This window comes from Luteimonas suaedae (assembly GCF_008312895.1).
GTDB lineage: Bacteria > Pseudomonadota > Gammaproteobacteria > Xanthomonadales > Xanthomonadaceae > Luteimonas > Luteimonas suaedae.
Window position 1 is genome coordinate 161,378 of record NZ_VSSP01000006.1, and the last position, 15,621, is coordinate 176,998.

A 15,621-nucleotide genomic window follows, 5' to 3' on the forward strand; every position below is an offset into this window, starting at 1 on the left:
CTGTGCGCGTGACCGACGACCCCGTTCCTACCCCCGATGGCGCGCCCGGCGCGCCCTGCAACATCGCCGCGTCCCTGCCGCGGCTGGCGGCCGAGCGCCCGGACCAGGTGGCGATGCGCTGCCCGGGCCGCGACGGCCGCTACCGGACCGCACTGACCTATGCCGAACTCGACACCCGCAGCGACGCCATCGCCGCGGGCCTGGCGCGGCACGGCGTGGTTCGCGGCACCCGCACCGTGGTGATGGTGCGGCCGACGCCGGCGTTCTTCCTGCTGATGTTCGCGCTGTTCAAGGCCGGCGCGGTGCCGGTGCTGGTCGATCCCGGCATCGACCGACGCGCGCTGAAGCAGTGCCTGGACGAGGCGCAGCCCGAAGCCTTCATCGGCGTGCCGCTGGCGATGTTCGCGCGCAGGCTGCTGGGCTGGGCGCGATCGGCGCGGGTGCGCATCGGCACCGGCCGCCGCGCCTGGTTCGCCGATGCCACGCTGGCGCGGGTGGAGCGCGACGGTGCCGGTGCCGGTGCGCAACTCGCCACCACCGATGCCGACGAGACCGCGGCGATCCTGTTCACCAGCGGCTCGACCGGCGTGCCCAAGGGCGTGGTGTACCGGCACCGGCACCTGGTCGCGCAGATCGCGATGATGCGCACCGCCTTCGGCATCGTGCCGGGCGGCGTCGACCTGCCGACCTTTCCGCCGTTCGCGCTGTTCGATCCGGCGTTGGGGCTGACTTCGATCATTCCCGACATGGACCCGACCCGTCCAGCGCAGGCCGACGCGCGCAAGCTGCTGCGCGCGATCGAGCGTTTCGGCGTCGACCAGCTGTTCGGCTCGCCGGTGCTGATGCGGGTGCTGGCCGAGCACGGCGCGCCGCTGCCGACGCTGCGGCGCGTGACCTCGGCTGGCGCGCCGGTGCCGGCCGAGGTGATCGCGACGATGCGCGAACTGCTGCCCGACGACGCGCGCTTCTGGACCCCGTACGGCGCCACCGAGTGCCTGCCGGTGGCGGTGATCGAGGGCCGCGAGCTGATCGACCTGCGGGCGCGCACCGAGCAGGGGGCCGGTACCTGCGTCGGCCGCCCGGTGCCGCCGAACGAGGTGCGGATCATCCGTGTCGATGACGGCGCCATCGAACGCTGGTCGGACGAACTGCCGGTCGCCGCCGGCACGGTCGGCGAGATCACCGTGGCCGGGCCGACCGCCACCGATACCTATTTCAACCGCGATGCGCAGACCCGCCTCGCCAAGATCCGCGAGGGGCTACCGGACGGCAGCGAGCGCGTGGTCCATCGCATGGGCGATCTCGGCTACTTCGACGCCGAAGGCCGGCTGTGGTTCTGCGGCCGCAAGTCGCAGCGCGTGGTGACGGCGCAGGGCACGTTGCATACCGAGCAGGTCGAGCCGGTCTTCAACACCCATCCGGCGGTGCGGCGCACCGCGCTGGTCGGTGTTGGCGCCCCTGGCGCGCAACGCCCAGTGCTGTGCGTGGAACCGTTGCCGCACACGCCGCGCGCCGACCACGCGCGCATCACCGAGGCGCTGCGTCGCATCGGCGAAGGGCATGCGCACGCGGCGCAGGTGGAAGTCTTTTTGTTCCATCCCGGGTTCCCGGTCGACATCCGCCACAACGCCAAGATCGGCCGCGAAAAGCTCGCAAGGTGGGCGGCTGCGAAGCTCTAGCCCCTCCCCCTGCATGCAGGGGGAGGGGAGGGAGTGGCGCCGACGCCGATATACTGTCTACAAGGACGTCAGCGCGCCAGGAGGCCCATGCCATGCAATCGATCTGGGAAAACGCAAGCATTGCGCAACGCGGCAACCGATGCCGAGCGCAAGTTATGGCACCGATTGCGTGGAAAGCAGCTGGGCGTGAAGTTTCGCCGTCAGTATCCGATCACTGGATACGTCGCGGATTTCGCCTTGCCGGAAGCCCGGTTGGTCGTTGAATTGGATGGCACTCAACACCAGCAACAAGTGTCGTACGATGCGGAGCGATCTCGAAAATTTCAGGTCAACGGATACCGCGTGCTTCGCTTCTGGAATGATGATGTGCTCCTGAGAATGGAAGACGTGCTCGAACGAATCCTGCGGGCGATCACGCAACCCCTCCGCAACCCGCCCGGCCTGGCGCAGCGCGCCAGGCGTTCGGTCGGCCCGCGCGGCAGTGCCGCGCAAGCGGGCCACCCTCACCCCCTGCAGGCAGGGGAGGGAGTGGACGGGCCGTCATGAAAATCCTGGTCACCGGCGGCGGCGGTTTCCTCGGCCAGGCCTTGTGCCGAGGGCTGCGCGAACGCGGGCACGAGGTGGCCAGCTTCAACCGCGGCCTGTATCCGGAGCTCGATACACTGGGCGTGCGCCAATGCCGCGGCGACCTGGCCGATCGCGATGCGGTGTTCGCCGCCGCGCGCGACGTCGATGCGATCTTCCACAACGCGGCCAAGGCCGGCGCCTGGGGCAGCTACGAAAGCTACCGGCTGCCAAACGTGGTCGGCACGCAGAACGTGATCGACGCCTGCCGTGCGCACGGCATCGGCCGCCTGGTCCATACCTCCACGCCCAGCGTCACCCACCGCGCCACCCATCCGGTCGAGGGCGGCACCGCCGACAGCGTGCCCTACGGCGAAGACTTCAAGGCGCCCTACGCCGCGACCAAGGCGATCGCCGAGCGCGCGGTGCTGGCGGCCAACGACGATACCCTGGCCACCGTCGCGCTGCGGCCGCGGCTGATCTGGGGGCCGGGCGACAACCAGCTGCTGCCGCGCCTGGTCGAGCGCGCCAGGGCCGGGCGCCTGCGCTTCGTCGGCGACGGCAGCAACCGCATCGACACGACGTACATCGACAATGCCGCACAGGCGCATTTCGACGCCTTCGAGCACCTTGCACCCGGTGCGGCCTGTGCCGGGCGTGCCTACTTCATCAGCAACGGCGAGCCGAAGCCGGCGCGCGAGATCGTCAACGCGCTGCTGCGCGCGGCGGGCGCGCCGGAGGTGGACAGGACCATCCCGTTCCGCGTCGCCTATGCCGTGGGCGCGGTCTGCGAGGGACTGTGGCCGCTGCTGCGGCTGTCCGGCGAGCCGCCGATGACGCGGTTCCTCGCCGAGCAGCTCGCCACCACCCACTGGTACGACATGGCGCCGGCCAGGCGCGATTTCGGCTACGTTCCGCGGGTCACGATTCACGACGGACTCACGCGGCTGAAGGCTTCCTGGCGCGCGGGCACGACCGTCACCGGATGACGACCGCCCGCGGTCGAAGATCGCGCTACGCCACTTCCGGCCGTTTCCCCCTGGGAGGTTCGAGATGCTGCGTTACGCCGTGATCTTCTTCGTCATCGCGATCATTGCGGCCGTGCTCGGTTTCAGCGGTATCGCCGGCGCCGCGACCAATATCGCCTGGATCCTGTTCGTCATCTTCCTCATCCTGGCGGTCGTGTCGCTGATCCGCGGTCGAAGGGTCTGACGCCAGGCGTCGGCCCGACGGGGCCCGCCGGCACAGGCGGGCCTTTTTTTTGACCGCGGCCTCCCGCTCGCGATCGGGTGCCGCGGCTACAATGCGGCATGGCCGATTCTGCCTCCTCCCCGTTCGCCGCGTTGAAGCCGGCTGCCGGCCGTGCCCTGGAGGCGGCGCTCGAGCGCGCGCTCGCGCTCGACCCGGAAACCCGTGCCGCGCTTTCGCGGATGCATGGGCGCAGCATCGTGCTGCGGCTCGACAGTCCACCGCTGGCGCTGCAGCTGACGGTCGCCGGCGAGCGGCTGCAGGTGGGACCGGTGGACGAGGCCAGTCCACCCGACCTGGCCGTGCGCAGCACCCTCGGCGGCCTGCTGGCGCAACTGCCGGGCCTGCTCGGTGGCGAACGCGACGCCGCGGCGCCGGTCGGCAGGATCCGGATCGAAGGCGATGCCGAACTGGCGCGGCAGCTGCAGCGGCTGGCGCAACGTTTCGACCCGGACTGGGAACGGCCGTTCGCCGCGGTGTTCGGCGACGTGCTCGGCGTGCAGGTCGCCCGCGCCTTCGCCTCGGCATTGGCGCAGGCGCGCGCGGCCGGCGGCAGCCTGGCGCACAGCGCTGCCGAATATCTCACCGAGGAGTCGCGCGACGCGGTCGGGCGCGAGGAGCTCGAGGCCTTCCTCGACGATGTCGACGGCCTGCGCGACGACGTCGAGCGCATGGCGGTGCGCGTCCAGCGCCTGCGCGATGCGTTCGCGGCCGGACCGGCAGGGGAGCACGCATGAGCACGCTGGTGCGGGCCATGCGCATCGGCCGCGTGCTGCTGCGCTACCGGCTCGACGCGCTGCTCGACGAGACGCCCGCCGAGCGCTGGCTCAAGCTGATGCGGCCGTTCGTGCCGCGCGCCGCCCGTGAGATCGAGGCGATGCCGCGTGGCGCGCGCCTGCGCATGGCGCTGCAGGAGCTCGGCCCGATCTTCGTCAAGTTCGGGCAGATCCTGTCCACCCGTCGCGACCTGGTGCCGCCGGACGTCTCCGAGGAGCTGTCGCTGCTGCAGGATCGGGTGGCGCCGTTCGACGGCGATGCCGCGCGCGCCATCGTCGAGCGCGCGCTCGAACGCGACGTCGCCGACGCCTTCGCCGGATTCGACACGGTGCCGCTGGCGTCGGCGTCGATCGCGCAGGTGCACCCCGCGATCCTGCACGCGACCGAGGGCACCCTCGGGCGCGAGGTGGTGGTCAAGGTCCTGCGACCAGGTGTCGAGAAGCAGATCGCCGCCGACATCGCGCTGCTCAAGCGCATCGCCGCGCTGGTCGACCGCACCCATCCCAACGCCGACAAGATCCGCCCGCGCGAGATCGTCGCCGAGATCGAGAACACGCTCGCCGCCGAGCTCGACCTGCAGCGCGAAGGCGCCAACGCATCGGTGCTGCGGCGCTTCTGGCTCGATTCCGACGATCTCTACGTGCCGGAGGTGATTTGGTCGCATACCGCCGATCGCGTGCTCACGCTCGAGCGTGTGCGCGGCATTCCCAGCGACGACATCGCCGCGCTGGACGCGGCCGGCATCGACCGCAAGGCGCTCGCCGCCAAGGGCGTGCGTGTGTTCTACACGCAGGTCTTCCGCGACAACTTCTTCCATGCCGATGCCCACGCCGGCAATATCTGGGTCGACCTGGAGCGCAAGGCCAACCCGCGCTTCATCGCGCTCGACTTCGGCATCATGGGCCAGCTCTCCAGCGAGGATCAGTACTACCTCGCCGAGAACTTCATGGCGATCTTCAACCGCGACTACCGCCGCATCGCCGAACTGCACGTGCAGGCCGGGTGGATGCCGGCGCACATCCGCATCGACGAGCTCGAGGCCGCGGCACGCTCGGTGTGCGAGCCCTACTTCACCCGGCCGCTGTCGGAGATCTCGCTGGCCGAGGTGCTGGGCAAGCTGTTCCGCACGGCGCAGCGCTACGAGCTCACCCTGCAGCCGCAGCTGATCCTGCTGCAGAAGACGCTGCTCAGCATCGAGGGCGTGGGCCGGCTGCTGGATCCGAAGCTCGACATCTGGGCGGTGGCGCGACCGGTGCTCGAGCGGATCCTGGTCGAGCGCTACAGCCCGCAGCGCCTTGCCGGCGAGTTCCGCAAGCGGCTACCGGAGTTCATCACCCACGCGCCGGACATGCCGCGGCTGCTGCACACCTGGTTGACCCAGCAGGTCGCCGGCCAGCACGAACTGCGCCTGCGTTCGCACGACCTGGCGCAACTCACCCAGGTGATGCGGGCGCTGCAGCGGCGCACGGTGGCGGCGATCCTCGGCACCGGGCTGCTGATCGCGGCGGCGGTGCTGTACGCGCTGGAAGCCGGTGGTCCGACCCTTGTCGGCATACCGGCGGCGGCCTGGGTCGCGGGCCTCGGCGGACTGTGGGCGCTACTGGCCGCTTGGCCGCGGCGGTAGCCGGCTGCAATGGGGCCATCGATGGTGAACCACCAGGCTCGTGCCGGGTTGGGGCAGTGACGGCAGGCTGCGATGCGGCGCGGATCGATGCTGCCGCGCCGCCGCCGCCATGCGCGACGGCAGCCGTCGGCGTGCTGTACGCCGATGAGCGGCTCGCGGTGGTGGACAAGCCCGCCGGTGTGATGGTCCACGACAGCAGACTGGCCGGCCGCGAGTCCGAATTCCTGGTGGACTGGGTGCGCGCCCAGTTCGGCCGGCCGGTGTTCCTGGCCCATCGACTCGACCGGGCCACCAGCGGCTGCGTGCTGCTGGCTTTCGACCGCGCCACCGCCGGCGCGCTCGGCGAACAGCTGATGGCGCGCACCGTCGAGAAGCATTATCTGGCCGTCTGCCGGGGCTGGCCGGAACCGGCGTTCACGATCGATCACCCGCTCGATGGCGGGCCCGGGAAACGACAGAAGAAGCCGGCGCTCACCCGCTTCGTGCGCCTGGCCACCGCCGAGCTCGAACTGCCGTCGGCCCGATTTCCGACTTCGCGCTATGCGCTGCTGCGCGCGGTTCCGGAAACCGGACGCTTCCGCCAGATCCGTCGCCACCTCAAGCACGCCTCGCATCACCTGATCGGCGACACCAGCCATGGCGACGGCCGCCACAACCGCCATTTCCGCATGCTGGGCGTGCACCGCATGCTGCTGCACGCGCAGCGCCTGGCGTTCCTGCATCCGGCCGATGGCCGTCGCATTGCGGTCGAGGCGCCGCCGGATGCGGAGTTCGCCAGGGCTCTGGCGCTGTTCGCTGCGTAGGCGTTGCCTTCGATTCCGGAGCCGACGCAGCCGAGCAAGCGAGGCTCTACGCGCGGCTCCGGAGGGCGCGGGGTGGAGCCAAGCTCCGTCGTACGGCGGCGGTCGCTATTCCGCCGCGGTCTGTTCGCGGACGTCCTGCTCCAGCTGCTGCAGCATCGGCACGATCAGCTGCTGCACGGCGGTCATGGTGTTCTGCATCAGCTGCGGCATCTTGTCGAGCAGCTTCTGGCCGGCCGGGCTGCCATAGAACTCGATCATCGCGTCCATGTCCTCGCCGGTGAAGGTCTTGGCGTAGATGTCGCGGTACAGCGGCTCGAGCGTTTCCCACGACAGCGCTTCCGCGATCCGTTCGTTGGATTTGGCGATGGTCGCCTCGAGCTTGGCGCGATCGGCTTCGCTCATCTCCTGGCCGGCGGTGAGCTGGGCGACCATCTGCTGCTGCGAAGCCTGCACCTGCGGCAGCATCACATCGACGGTCTCCTGTGCCCGCATCACTTCCAGCAGGCGATCGACCTGGGCCTGGCTGGCCTGTTGCGCAGATGCCAACGGGGCGGCCAGCAACAGCGCGACCAGTGCCAGCGCGCGGAACATCGGCTTCATCGGGGCGTCTCCCTCGGATGGAGGCCCGGATGGTGGTGCCTGCATCGCAGCGCGTCAACACGGCGTCGCGGACCATGACTACAATCGCGCCCGGAGGTCGCATGTCGCAGCCGATGCCGCACATTCCCGAACAGGAACTCGTCGAGCGCTTCGTGCGCGCCGGCGGCCCGGGCGGGCAGAACGTCAACAAGGTCGCGACCGCGGTCGAGTTGCGCTTCGACGTCGCCCGGTCGCCGTCGCTGCCCGAGGCGGTGCGCGCGCGCCTGCTGGCCAAGCGCGACCGTCGCCTCACCGACGACGGCGTGCTGGTGATCAGCGCGCAGCGCTTCCGTACCCAGGAGCGTAACCGCGAGGACGCACGCGCACGCCTGGAGGCGTTCATCGCCTCCGGCCTGCAGGCACCGAAGCCGCGCATCGCCACCCGCCCAAGCCGCGCCGCCAAGCGGCGGCGCCTGGACAGCAAGCGCCAGCGTGCCGACGTCAAGCGCGGTCGCGGCGCCCCGGACCTGGAGTGAAGCGCTTGGACGACGCGCAACCGCTGATTCCGGTCGTGCCGCCCAATGTGCCGCGGGTGCGCGCCAACGCCTTCACCCGCTGGGTTGGCCGCAGCGTACTGCGCCTCGGCGGCTGGCGCGTGGCCGGCACGATTCCCGATTGCTCGAAGCTGGTGCTGATCGTGGCCCCACATTCGTCGAACTGGGACGGCCTGTGGGGCTTCGCCGCGAAACTGGCGATGGGGCTGGAAATCCGCGTGCTCGGCAAGCGCCAGCTGTTCTGGTGGCCGCTGGGGCCGTTGCTGCGGCGCCTGGGGGTGATCCCGATCGACCGCAGCGTGTCGCAGGGCACGGTGGGGCAGGTGGTGGAGATGATGGTGCGCGCCGACCACCTGTGGTTCGCGGTGACCCCGGAGGGCACGCGCAAGCAGGTCAAGAAATGGAAGACCGGCTTCTGGAAGATCGCCCACGCCGCCCGCGTGCCGATCCTGCCGGCGTATTTCCACTATCCCAACAAGACCATCGGCCTTGGCGAGCTGTTCCACGCCAGCGACGATGCCAACGCCGACATCGCCCGCCTGCGCGAGTGGTACCAGCCGTGGATGGGCCGCAACCGCGGAACGGTATAGGGGCATGAACTAGTTCATGCCTGGCGCCCCGGACGCAATGGTCACCGCTCCGAATGCCCGCTGTCGTAGTAGTCCCCGCGCACGAACAGGTCCGGCTTGATCAGCTCCACGAACGCGCGCGCCTGCGGCGACAGGTACTTGCCCTTGCGCACGACCACGCCGTAGCTGCGTTGCGGAAACCAGTCGGCCAGCGAGCGCGCGGCCAGCCGTTCGCGATCGGCGTCGCTCAGGCAGATCGCAGTGACGATGCTGATGCCCATGCCCATGGCGACATACTGCTTGATCACCTCCCAGCCGCCGACCTCGAACGCCACCGTGTACGGCACCCGCTGCTGGTGGAACACCATGTCGACCAGGCGGTAGGTGGTCAGGCGCCGCGGCGGCAGGATCAGGCCGTAGGGTGAGAGATCCTGCAGCGCCAGGTCCCGCTTGCGCGCCAGCGGGTGGTCCGGCGGCGTGATCAGCATCGGGTCGAAGCGGTAGACCGGCGCGTAGTCGAGATCGGCGGGCACGTCGAGCATCGAGCCGACGGCAAGGTCCACGGCGTCGGAGCGCAGCAGGTCGAGACCGCCGGCGCCGGTGACGTTGTGCAGGCTCAGGTGCACGTCGGGCTGCGCCTGGCGGAACGCTTCGATGATCGGCGGCAGCAGATGCAGGATCGTGGAGGTCCCGGCGGCGATCTGCAGTTCGCCGGCATCCAGGCCGCGCAACTGCTGCCGGAACGTGGCGGGCAGGGCGTCGATGCTTTCGACCAGCGGCCGTGCCAGTTCGTACAGGGCCTCGCCCTCGCGGGTGGGGATCAGGCGCCGGCCGCTGCGTTCGAACAGCCGCACGCCGAGGTCGCGCTCCAGCGCCTGCAGCTGCAGGGTGATGGCGGGCTGGCTGACGAACAGCGCCTCGGCCGCGCGTGAGACCGAACCCAGCCGTGCGGTCTGGCAGAACGCCCGCAGGGGCTTGAGCCGGTCGCCCTTGTAGGCGAAATGCGTTGGCACGGCGCGCTTTTCGGCCATATCTGCCATCGATATAAATGTAACTAATACTAAGCATTGAAAAAACTGTGTTGTCAAATACAGTACCCGGTCGGATGGTGGGCCTGTGCCGTAAACGCAGGAGACACCCCCCCATGTCCGCTGTACTCAAGGAACAAGCCGCCGCTGGCGGGATCGTTTTCACCGCGCAGGCGCCTGAGGATCTGCTGGATCCGTCGGCGCAGGCCTTTCTCGCCGACCTGCACCGCTGCTACGAGCCGCGCCGCCGCCGCTGCCTGGCCACGCGCCGCGAGCGCCAGGCGCGCTTCGACGCCGGCGGACTGCCCGATTTCCGCGACGACACCCGCGCCATCCGCGAGGGTGACTGGCGGGTGGCCGGGCTGCCCTCGGCGCTGCGCGACCGCCGGGTGGAAATCACCGGGCCGGTCGATCCGAAGATGGTCATCAATGCGCTGAACTCGGGCGCCAGCTGCTACATGGCCGACTTCGAGGATTCCACCGCGCCGACCTGGGACGCGCTGCTGACCGGGCAGCGGGCGCTGCGCGAAGCCGTTGCCGGCACCCTATCGTTCACCGGCGACACGGGCAAGCGCTACGCGTTGCGACCGTATCCGGAGCAGGCGGTGCTGCTGGTGCGCCCGCGCGGCTGGCACCTGGACGAGAAGCACGTGCTTGTCGACGGCGAGCGCCTGTCCGCTGCGCTGTTCGATGCCGGCCTGTTCGCGTTCCACAACGCCGATGCGCTCGCCGCGAAGGATCGCGGCCCCTACTTCTACCTGCCGAAGCTGGAGTCGATGGAGGAGGCGCAGCTGTGGCAGGACGTGCTCTCCCACATCGAGGCGATGCTCGGGCTGGCGCACGGGCAGATCCGGGTCACGGTGCTGATCGAGACGCTGCCGGCGGCGTTCGAGATGGACGAGATCCTGTACGTGCTGCGCGACCGTATCGCCGGGCTCAACTGCGGGCGCTGGGACTACATCTTTTCGTACATCAAGACCTTCCGCCGCCATCGCAAGCGCGTGCTGCCCGAGCGCGGCCAGGTCACGATGATCCAGCCGTTCCTCAAGGCCTACTCGGAACTGCTGATCCAGACCTGCCACCGCCGCGGCGCGCACGCGATGGGCGGCATGGCCGCGCAGATCCCGATCGCCGGCGACGAGGACGCCAATGCCCGTGCGCTTGCGCGGGTGCGCGCCGACAAGCTGCGCGAGGTCGCCGCAGGCCACGACGGCACCTGGGTCGCGCATCCGGCGCTGATCCCGGTGGCGAAGCAGATCTTCGACGAGCGCATGCCGACGCCGCACCAGCAGCACGAGCGCCGGGACGACGTGCTGGTGATCCGCGACGACCTGATCCAGGCGCCGCCGGGCACGATCACCCGCGCGGGCTTCGAGGGCAACGTCGAGGTCTGCGTGCGCTATCTGGCGGCCTGGCTCGACGGCAACGGCTGCGTGCCGATCCATTGGCTGATGGAGGACGCCGCCACCGCCGAAATCGCGCGCGCACAACTGTGGCAATGGCTGCATCACGGTGATCGCGCGAACGGCGGATCTGGCGACGGCCGGCTCCTGGACGGCTTGTGCCTCGACGACGGCACCGCGATCGACTGGGTGCTGTTCGAAGCGGTGTTGCTGGGCCTGCCCTCGCGGCTGGCCGGGCAGGCGCTCCCGGGCGCGACGCGCGTGCGGGAGGCGATCGCCCTGCTCGAGGAACTCACCCGCCGCGACGCGCTGGAGGATTTCCTCACCCTGCCGGCCTACGAACGCCTGGACTGATTTCCCATGTAGGAGCGGCTTCAGCCGCGACCACGGCAGGCAGTCCCACCAGCGGCGACTGCGATGAACGCGCCACCGCCTGTTGCGAAGGGAAACGACTGCGGTGGGCGCCAGGTGTCAGCTTGCGCGCCGTCGCGGCTGAAGCCGCTCCCACAGGGATCACATGCTTCTCCGACCTCCAATCGAGGACACACCGATGGAACATGCTCCGATGAGACCCGCCCCGACGAAGCACACCCTCCCCACCGCCGAACAGGTCCAACTGGACTGGAACAACAATCCGCGCTGGGCCGGCATCACCCGCCCGTACTCGGCTGCCGACGTGGTGCGCCTGCGCGGCACCGTCGCGATCGAGCATTCGCTGGCCAGGATCGGCGCCGAGAAACTCTGGGGCTACCTGCAGACGCAGGATTTCGTCAATGCACTCGGCGCGCTTACCGGCAACCAGGCGATGCAGCAGGTCAAGGCCGGGCTGAAGGCGATCTACCTGTCGGGATGGCAGGTGGCGGCCGACGCCAACCTGGCCGGGCAGATGTATCCGGACCAGTCGCTGTATCCGGCGGACTCGGTGCCGGCGGTGGTCAAGCGCATCAACAACACGCTACTGCGCGCCGACCAGTTGCAGCACGCCGAGCGCAACGGCGGCGATGGCGCGCGCGACGACATCGATTACCTGCAGCCGATCGTCGCCGACGCCGAGGCGGGATTCGGCGGCGTGCTCAACGCCTTCGAACTGATGAAGGCCATGATCGAGGCCGGCGCGGCCGGCGTGCACTTCGAAGACCAGCTGGCGTCGGTGAAGAAGTGCGGCCACATGGGCGGCAAGGTACTGGTGCCCACACGCGAGGCGGTCGACAAGCTGGCGGCCGCGCGCCTGGCCGCGGACGTGACCGGCGTGCCGACGTTGCTGATCGCGCGCACCGACGCCGAGGCCGCCGACCTGCTCACCAGCGACATCGACGACAACGACCGGCCGTTCTGCACCGGCGAGCGCACCCCGGAAGGGTTCTACAAGACCCGCAAGGGCTTGGACCAGGCGATCAGCCGCGGCCTGGCCTATGCACCGTACGCCGATCTGATCTGGTGCGAGACCGGCAAGCCGGACCTGGAGTTCGCACGCAAGTTCGCCGCGGCGATCCACGCGCAGTACCCGGGCAAGCTGCTGGCCTACAACTGTTCGCCGAGCTTCAACTGGAAGCAGAACCTGGACGACACCACGATCGCGACCTTCCAGCGGGAGATCGCCGCCTACGGCTACAAGTTCCAGTTCATCACCCTGGCCGGCTTCCATGCGCTCAACTACTCCATGTTCCACCTCGCGCATGGCTACGCGCGCCGGCAGATGAGCGCCTTCGTGGAGTTGCAGGAAGCCGAGTTCGCCGCCGCCGAGCGCGGCTTTACCGCGGTCCGGCACCAGCGCGAGGTCGGCACCGGCTACTTCGACACGGTCACCCAGACCATCCAGCGCGGGCAGTCCTCGACCACGGCCCTGACCGGCTCCACCGAGGAGGAACAGTTCGCCTCCAGGGCGGCATAGCGCCACAAGATGTGGCCCGCACCCGATGGGCAACGGCGCGGGTCGGCCTGGCGGACCGCGCGCCGCACGCTTCCCGTGGTCAAGTGGGTGTCGCCCGCGGCAGGCCGTCGTCCGGGTCGATGGCCGCCCATGCGACGTGCTTGTCCCAATAGGCGTGCAGCTGCGGATCGCGATCGACCGGGGTGGTGAAGTGCGCCAGGGCGATGTGCAGCTCGCCCGGCCAGCGTTCGGAGCGGAAGAACAGCATCGTACCGCAGCGGCTGCAGAAGCCGCGTTCGGCTCCGGGCGAGGAGGCGTACCAGCACAGACGGGCATGCGGGTCCTCGATACGGCAGCGATCGGCCCGCATGCCGACCCAGGTCACGAACGCGGCGCCGTGCGCGCGCCGGCACATGCTGCAGTGGCAATGGGCCACCCATTGGCTGGGCAGTTCCGCGTGCAGCTGGATGTCGCCGCAGAAGCATTGGGCGTGTGCGGTGGTCATGGGTGCTCCCGAGCATGCATGCGGATTCCGGCACGATAGCGCATCGCTTCCGCGCGCCAGAACGGTCCTGCCCCGCTGCGCAGGTTCCGGGTACGCCGGGCGGCTCGACTCCGTGTGGGATCGGCGGTTCGTGGCCGATGCAAAGACGGTGAAAGGAGAATCGTGTGGGAGCGACGGCAGTCGCGACTTTCCGGCGGTATACCGCCATCGCTCCTCACGAACCTATTTGCGGACCGCCTGTTCGTGCGTCTCCATTGCTTCGGCCAGGCCCGGCACGCCGTCGGCGCCGACCGGCACGCTGATGCTGGAACCGGCGAAGTCCTCGCCGATCGGTTGCGCGCGGCCGCCCAGGCACGTCGACAGGAAGCCTTCGGCGACCGCGTTGAAAGCCTTGCTGTTTTCCGGCCGGGCGAAGCCATGGCCCTCGTCGGGGAACAGCACATACGTCACCGGAATGTTCTTTTCCTGCATCGCCTCGACGATCTGGTCGCTCTCGGCCTGCACCACGCGCGGGTCGTTGGCGCCCTGGCCGATCAGCAGCGGCTTGCTGATGCGGTCGACATGGGTGATCGGCGAGCGGTCCAGCAGCAGCTGCCTGCCTTCCTCGGTGCGCGGGTCGCCGACGCGCTTGTACCACTGCTCCATGAAGCTGGCCCAGTAGGCGGGGAAGGTCTCGAACAGGGTGATCAGGTTGGACGGGCCGACGATGTCGACGCCGCACTTGAAGGCCTCCGGGGTGAAGGTCATGCCCACCAGGGTCGCGTAGCCGCCGTAGCTGCCGCCCATGATCGCGACCTGGTCCTCGGTGGTGACGCCCTGCTGCACCGCCCATTGCACGGCGTCGATCAAGTCATCGTGCATCTTGCCGGCCCATTCGCCGTTGGACTTGTTGACGAAGTCCTTGCCGAAGCCGGTGGAACCGCGATAGTTGACCTGCAGTACCGAGTAGCCGCGGTTCGCCAGCCACTGCGCGTACGGGTTGTAGCCGTAGTTGTCGCGCGCCCAGGGACCGCCGTGGACGAATAGCACCATCGGTACGGCGGCATCCGGCTTGCCGTCGGCGTCCGGGTCGGCATGCGCCGGCAGGGTGAGATAGCTGACCAGCGGCAGGCCGTCGCGCGAGGTGATCTCCTGTGGCCATTGCGGCACCAGCGGTTGGCCGTCGAGCGCCGGGCGCGAGGAGAACAGCTCGGTCAGTTCGCCGCTGCCCTGCTTGCGATCGTAGCGGTAGTACACCGCCGGGGCTTCCGCCGCGGAGTAGGCGACGATCCAGATGCGGTCGTCCTGGGTGCGCGCGCTGACCGAGGCTTCCCCGGGACCGATCGCCTCGAGCTTTTCCAGATCCGCGGCGATGTCGTCGTCGATGGCAGTCCATTCTTTGCGCAGGTAGTTGGAGGCCGCGGCCTGCACCACGCCGGTTCGTGGATCGGTCAGGGTGTCGTCGACGTCGGCGCGCGGATCCTCGGAGATGACGGTCTTCTCGCCGCTGGCCAGGTCCACGCCGACCAGCGCGGTGGTGTTGCGCCCACGCGATTCCTCCAGGTAGGCGGTCTTGCCGTCGGTGGTGAAGCCGATGTAGCTGGTGCTGAGAAAGTCGTCGAACGGGATTTCCTCGGCCAGTTCCCAGCCGCCGTCGCCGTCGGGACGCAGCACGTCCTGTCCGCCGTCGGGGCGGGCGCGGGTCGCCAGGCGCACGTTGTAGTCGGCATCGGCCAGGTAGCCGGCGAACTGCTGCGTGTTCTCCTCGACCAGGGTGCGCTCGCCGCTGGCCAGGTCGACCCGGTAGAGATCGTGCCACTGCGGGTCGCGATCGTTCATCGCCACCAACACCGACTCCGGGTGCAGGTGGCTGACGCCGCTGACGTAGGCGCGGGTCTTTTCGAACGGCGTCAGGTCACGGCTCTCGCCGCTGGCCAGATCGACTGCGTACAGGTGGAAATCCTCGTCGCCGCCGGTGTCGCGCAGGTACAGCAGCGTGTCGGGCTGGTGCGCCCAGAAGTACTGGCGGATGCCGCGGGCGTCGTCTTTCGTCACCGCGCGCGCTGCACCGACATCGTCGGCCGGCGCGACCCAGACATTGAGCACGCCGTCGACCGGTGCGATCCAGCTGAGGTACTTGCCATCGGGACTGATCTGCACGCTGGCGCGCTCGGGATTGCCGAACAGGGCGTCGCGCGGGATCAGGGCGACATCCTCGATCGAGGTCGGCGTGGCGGGCTTGTCGGCCGCAGCGGTCGGCGCGGCAGCATCGTCCTGGCGACCGCCGCAGGCGGCGAGCGCGAGCGCCAGGCTCGAGGCAAGGATCAGGCGGCACGACATGGCGGTTCCCCCAAGGATTACGGATGTAATCACGCCAAGCTAGCGCCGCGCCGTGCGCGATGCGTTTGCGCGGCGTTAAATGATGGGGTGACTGATGGC

The 15,621-nt window shown here is 69.3% G+C and carries 15 protein-coding genes; 11 read left to right on the forward strand and 4 right to left on the reverse strand.

The genetic code is table 11. The features are described 5' to 3' along the window. The first annotated feature begins 8 nt into the window (after positions 1 to 8). The 7 genes from oleC (at position 9) to FXO19_RS11295 (ending at position 6,695) form a co-directional block, all read left to right on the forward strand. Positions 9 to 1,679 carry an olefin beta-lactone synthetase gene (gene oleC, locus FXO19_RS11265; RefSeq protein ID WP_149195193.1) on the forward strand — a complete coding sequence of 557 codons (1,671 nt, stop codon included), beginning with the start codon at positions 9 to 11 and terminating at the stop codon, positions 1,677 to 1,679. Positions 1,680 to 1,766: 87 nt separating this feature from the next. Next, a complete protein-coding gene (locus FXO19_RS11270; protein WP_149195194.1) occupies positions 1,767 to 2,225 on the forward strand; it encodes an endonuclease domain-containing protein in 459 nt (152 codons plus the stop codon). Continuing rightward, positions 2,222 to 3,232, forward strand: a complete 1,011-nt coding sequence (gene oleD, locus FXO19_RS11275; protein ID WP_149195195.1) for a 2-alkyl-3-oxoalkanoate reductase — start codon at positions 2,222 to 2,224, stop codon at positions 3,230 to 3,232. Before FXO19_RS11270 ends, oleD begins: the two co-directional genes overlap by 4 nt. A gap of 64 nt (positions 3,233 to 3,296) precedes the next feature. Next, on the forward strand, positions 3,297 to 3,455 hold the full coding sequence (locus tag FXO19_RS11280; protein ID WP_149195196.1) for a DUF1328 domain-containing protein: 159 nt from the start codon (positions 3,297 to 3,299) through the stop codon (positions 3,453 to 3,455). 98 nt (positions 3,456 to 3,553) lie between these two features. Continuing rightward, on the forward strand, positions 3,554 to 4,228 hold the full coding sequence (locus FXO19_RS11285; protein ID WP_149195197.1) for a ubiquinone biosynthesis accessory factor UbiJ: 675 nt from the start codon (positions 3,554 to 3,556) through the stop codon (positions 4,226 to 4,228). Continuing rightward, positions 4,225 to 5,892 carry a ubiquinone biosynthesis regulatory protein kinase UbiB gene (gene ubiB / locus FXO19_RS11290; protein WP_149195198.1) on the forward strand — a complete coding sequence of 556 codons (1,668 nt, stop codon included), beginning with the start codon at positions 4,225 to 4,227 and terminating at the stop codon, positions 5,890 to 5,892. The genes FXO19_RS11285 and ubiB overlap by 4 nt, the downstream gene beginning before the upstream one ends. A gap of 83 nt (positions 5,893 to 5,975) precedes the next feature. After that, on the forward strand, positions 5,976 to 6,695 hold the full coding sequence (locus FXO19_RS11295) for a pseudouridine synthase (protein WP_255516388.1): 720 nt from the start codon (positions 5,976 to 5,978) through the stop codon (positions 6,693 to 6,695). A 105-nt stretch (positions 6,696 to 6,800) separates the two neighbouring features. On the opposite strand, the gene FXO19_RS11300 is transcribed toward FXO19_RS11295, so the two are convergent. After that, positions 6,801 to 7,295 carry a DUF2059 domain-containing protein gene (locus FXO19_RS11300; protein ID WP_187775746.1) on the reverse strand — a complete coding sequence of 165 codons (495 nt, stop codon included), beginning with the start codon at positions 7,293 to 7,295 and terminating at the stop codon, positions 6,801 to 6,803. A 101-nt stretch (positions 7,296 to 7,396) separates the two neighbouring features. Here FXO19_RS11300 and arfB point away from each other — a divergent pair, with 101 nt between their 5' ends. Both arfB and FXO19_RS11310 read left to right on the forward strand, forming a co-directional pair. Continuing rightward, complete coding sequence (gene arfB / locus FXO19_RS11305) at positions 7,397 to 7,810, forward strand: alternative ribosome rescue aminoacyl-tRNA hydrolase ArfB (RefSeq protein WP_149195200.1); 414 nt, start codon at positions 7,397 to 7,399, stop codon at positions 7,808 to 7,810. 5 nt (positions 7,811 to 7,815) lie between these two features. After that, a complete protein-coding gene (locus tag FXO19_RS11310) occupies positions 7,816 to 8,418 on the forward strand; it encodes a lysophospholipid acyltransferase family protein (protein WP_149195201.1) in 603 nt (200 codons plus the stop codon). Between the two features lie 41 nt (positions 8,419 to 8,459). Here the strand turns inward: FXO19_RS11310 and FXO19_RS11315 are convergent, their stop codons facing one another. Continuing rightward, a complete protein-coding gene (locus tag FXO19_RS11315) occupies positions 8,460 to 9,428 on the reverse strand; it encodes a LysR family transcriptional regulator (RefSeq protein WP_149195202.1) in 969 nt (322 codons plus the stop codon). 113 nt (positions 9,429 to 9,541) lie between these two features. Here FXO19_RS11315 and aceB point away from each other — a divergent pair, with 113 nt between their 5' ends. After that, complete coding sequence (aceB, locus tag FXO19_RS11320) at positions 9,542 to 11,182, forward strand: malate synthase A (protein ID WP_149195203.1); 1,641 nt, start codon at positions 9,542 to 9,544, stop codon at positions 11,180 to 11,182. Between the two features lie 211 nt (positions 11,183 to 11,393). Further along, a complete protein-coding gene (gene aceA, locus FXO19_RS11325; RefSeq protein WP_149195204.1) occupies positions 11,394 to 12,719 on the forward strand; it encodes an isocitrate lyase in 1,326 nt (441 codons plus the stop codon). 79 nt (positions 12,720 to 12,798) lie between these two features. On the opposite strand, the gene FXO19_RS11330 is transcribed toward aceA, so the two are convergent. Next, on the reverse strand, positions 12,799 to 13,203 hold the full coding sequence (locus tag FXO19_RS11330) for a GFA family protein (RefSeq protein ID WP_149195205.1): 405 nt from the start codon (positions 13,201 to 13,203) through the stop codon (positions 12,799 to 12,801). A 222-nt stretch (positions 13,204 to 13,425) separates the two neighbouring features. Next, positions 13,426 to 15,522 (reverse strand): S9 family peptidase, encoded by a 2,097-nt coding sequence (locus FXO19_RS11335; protein WP_149195206.1) that lies wholly within the window; start codon positions 15,520 to 15,522, stop codon positions 13,426 to 13,428. Positions 15,523 to 15,621 lie beyond the last annotated feature (99 nt).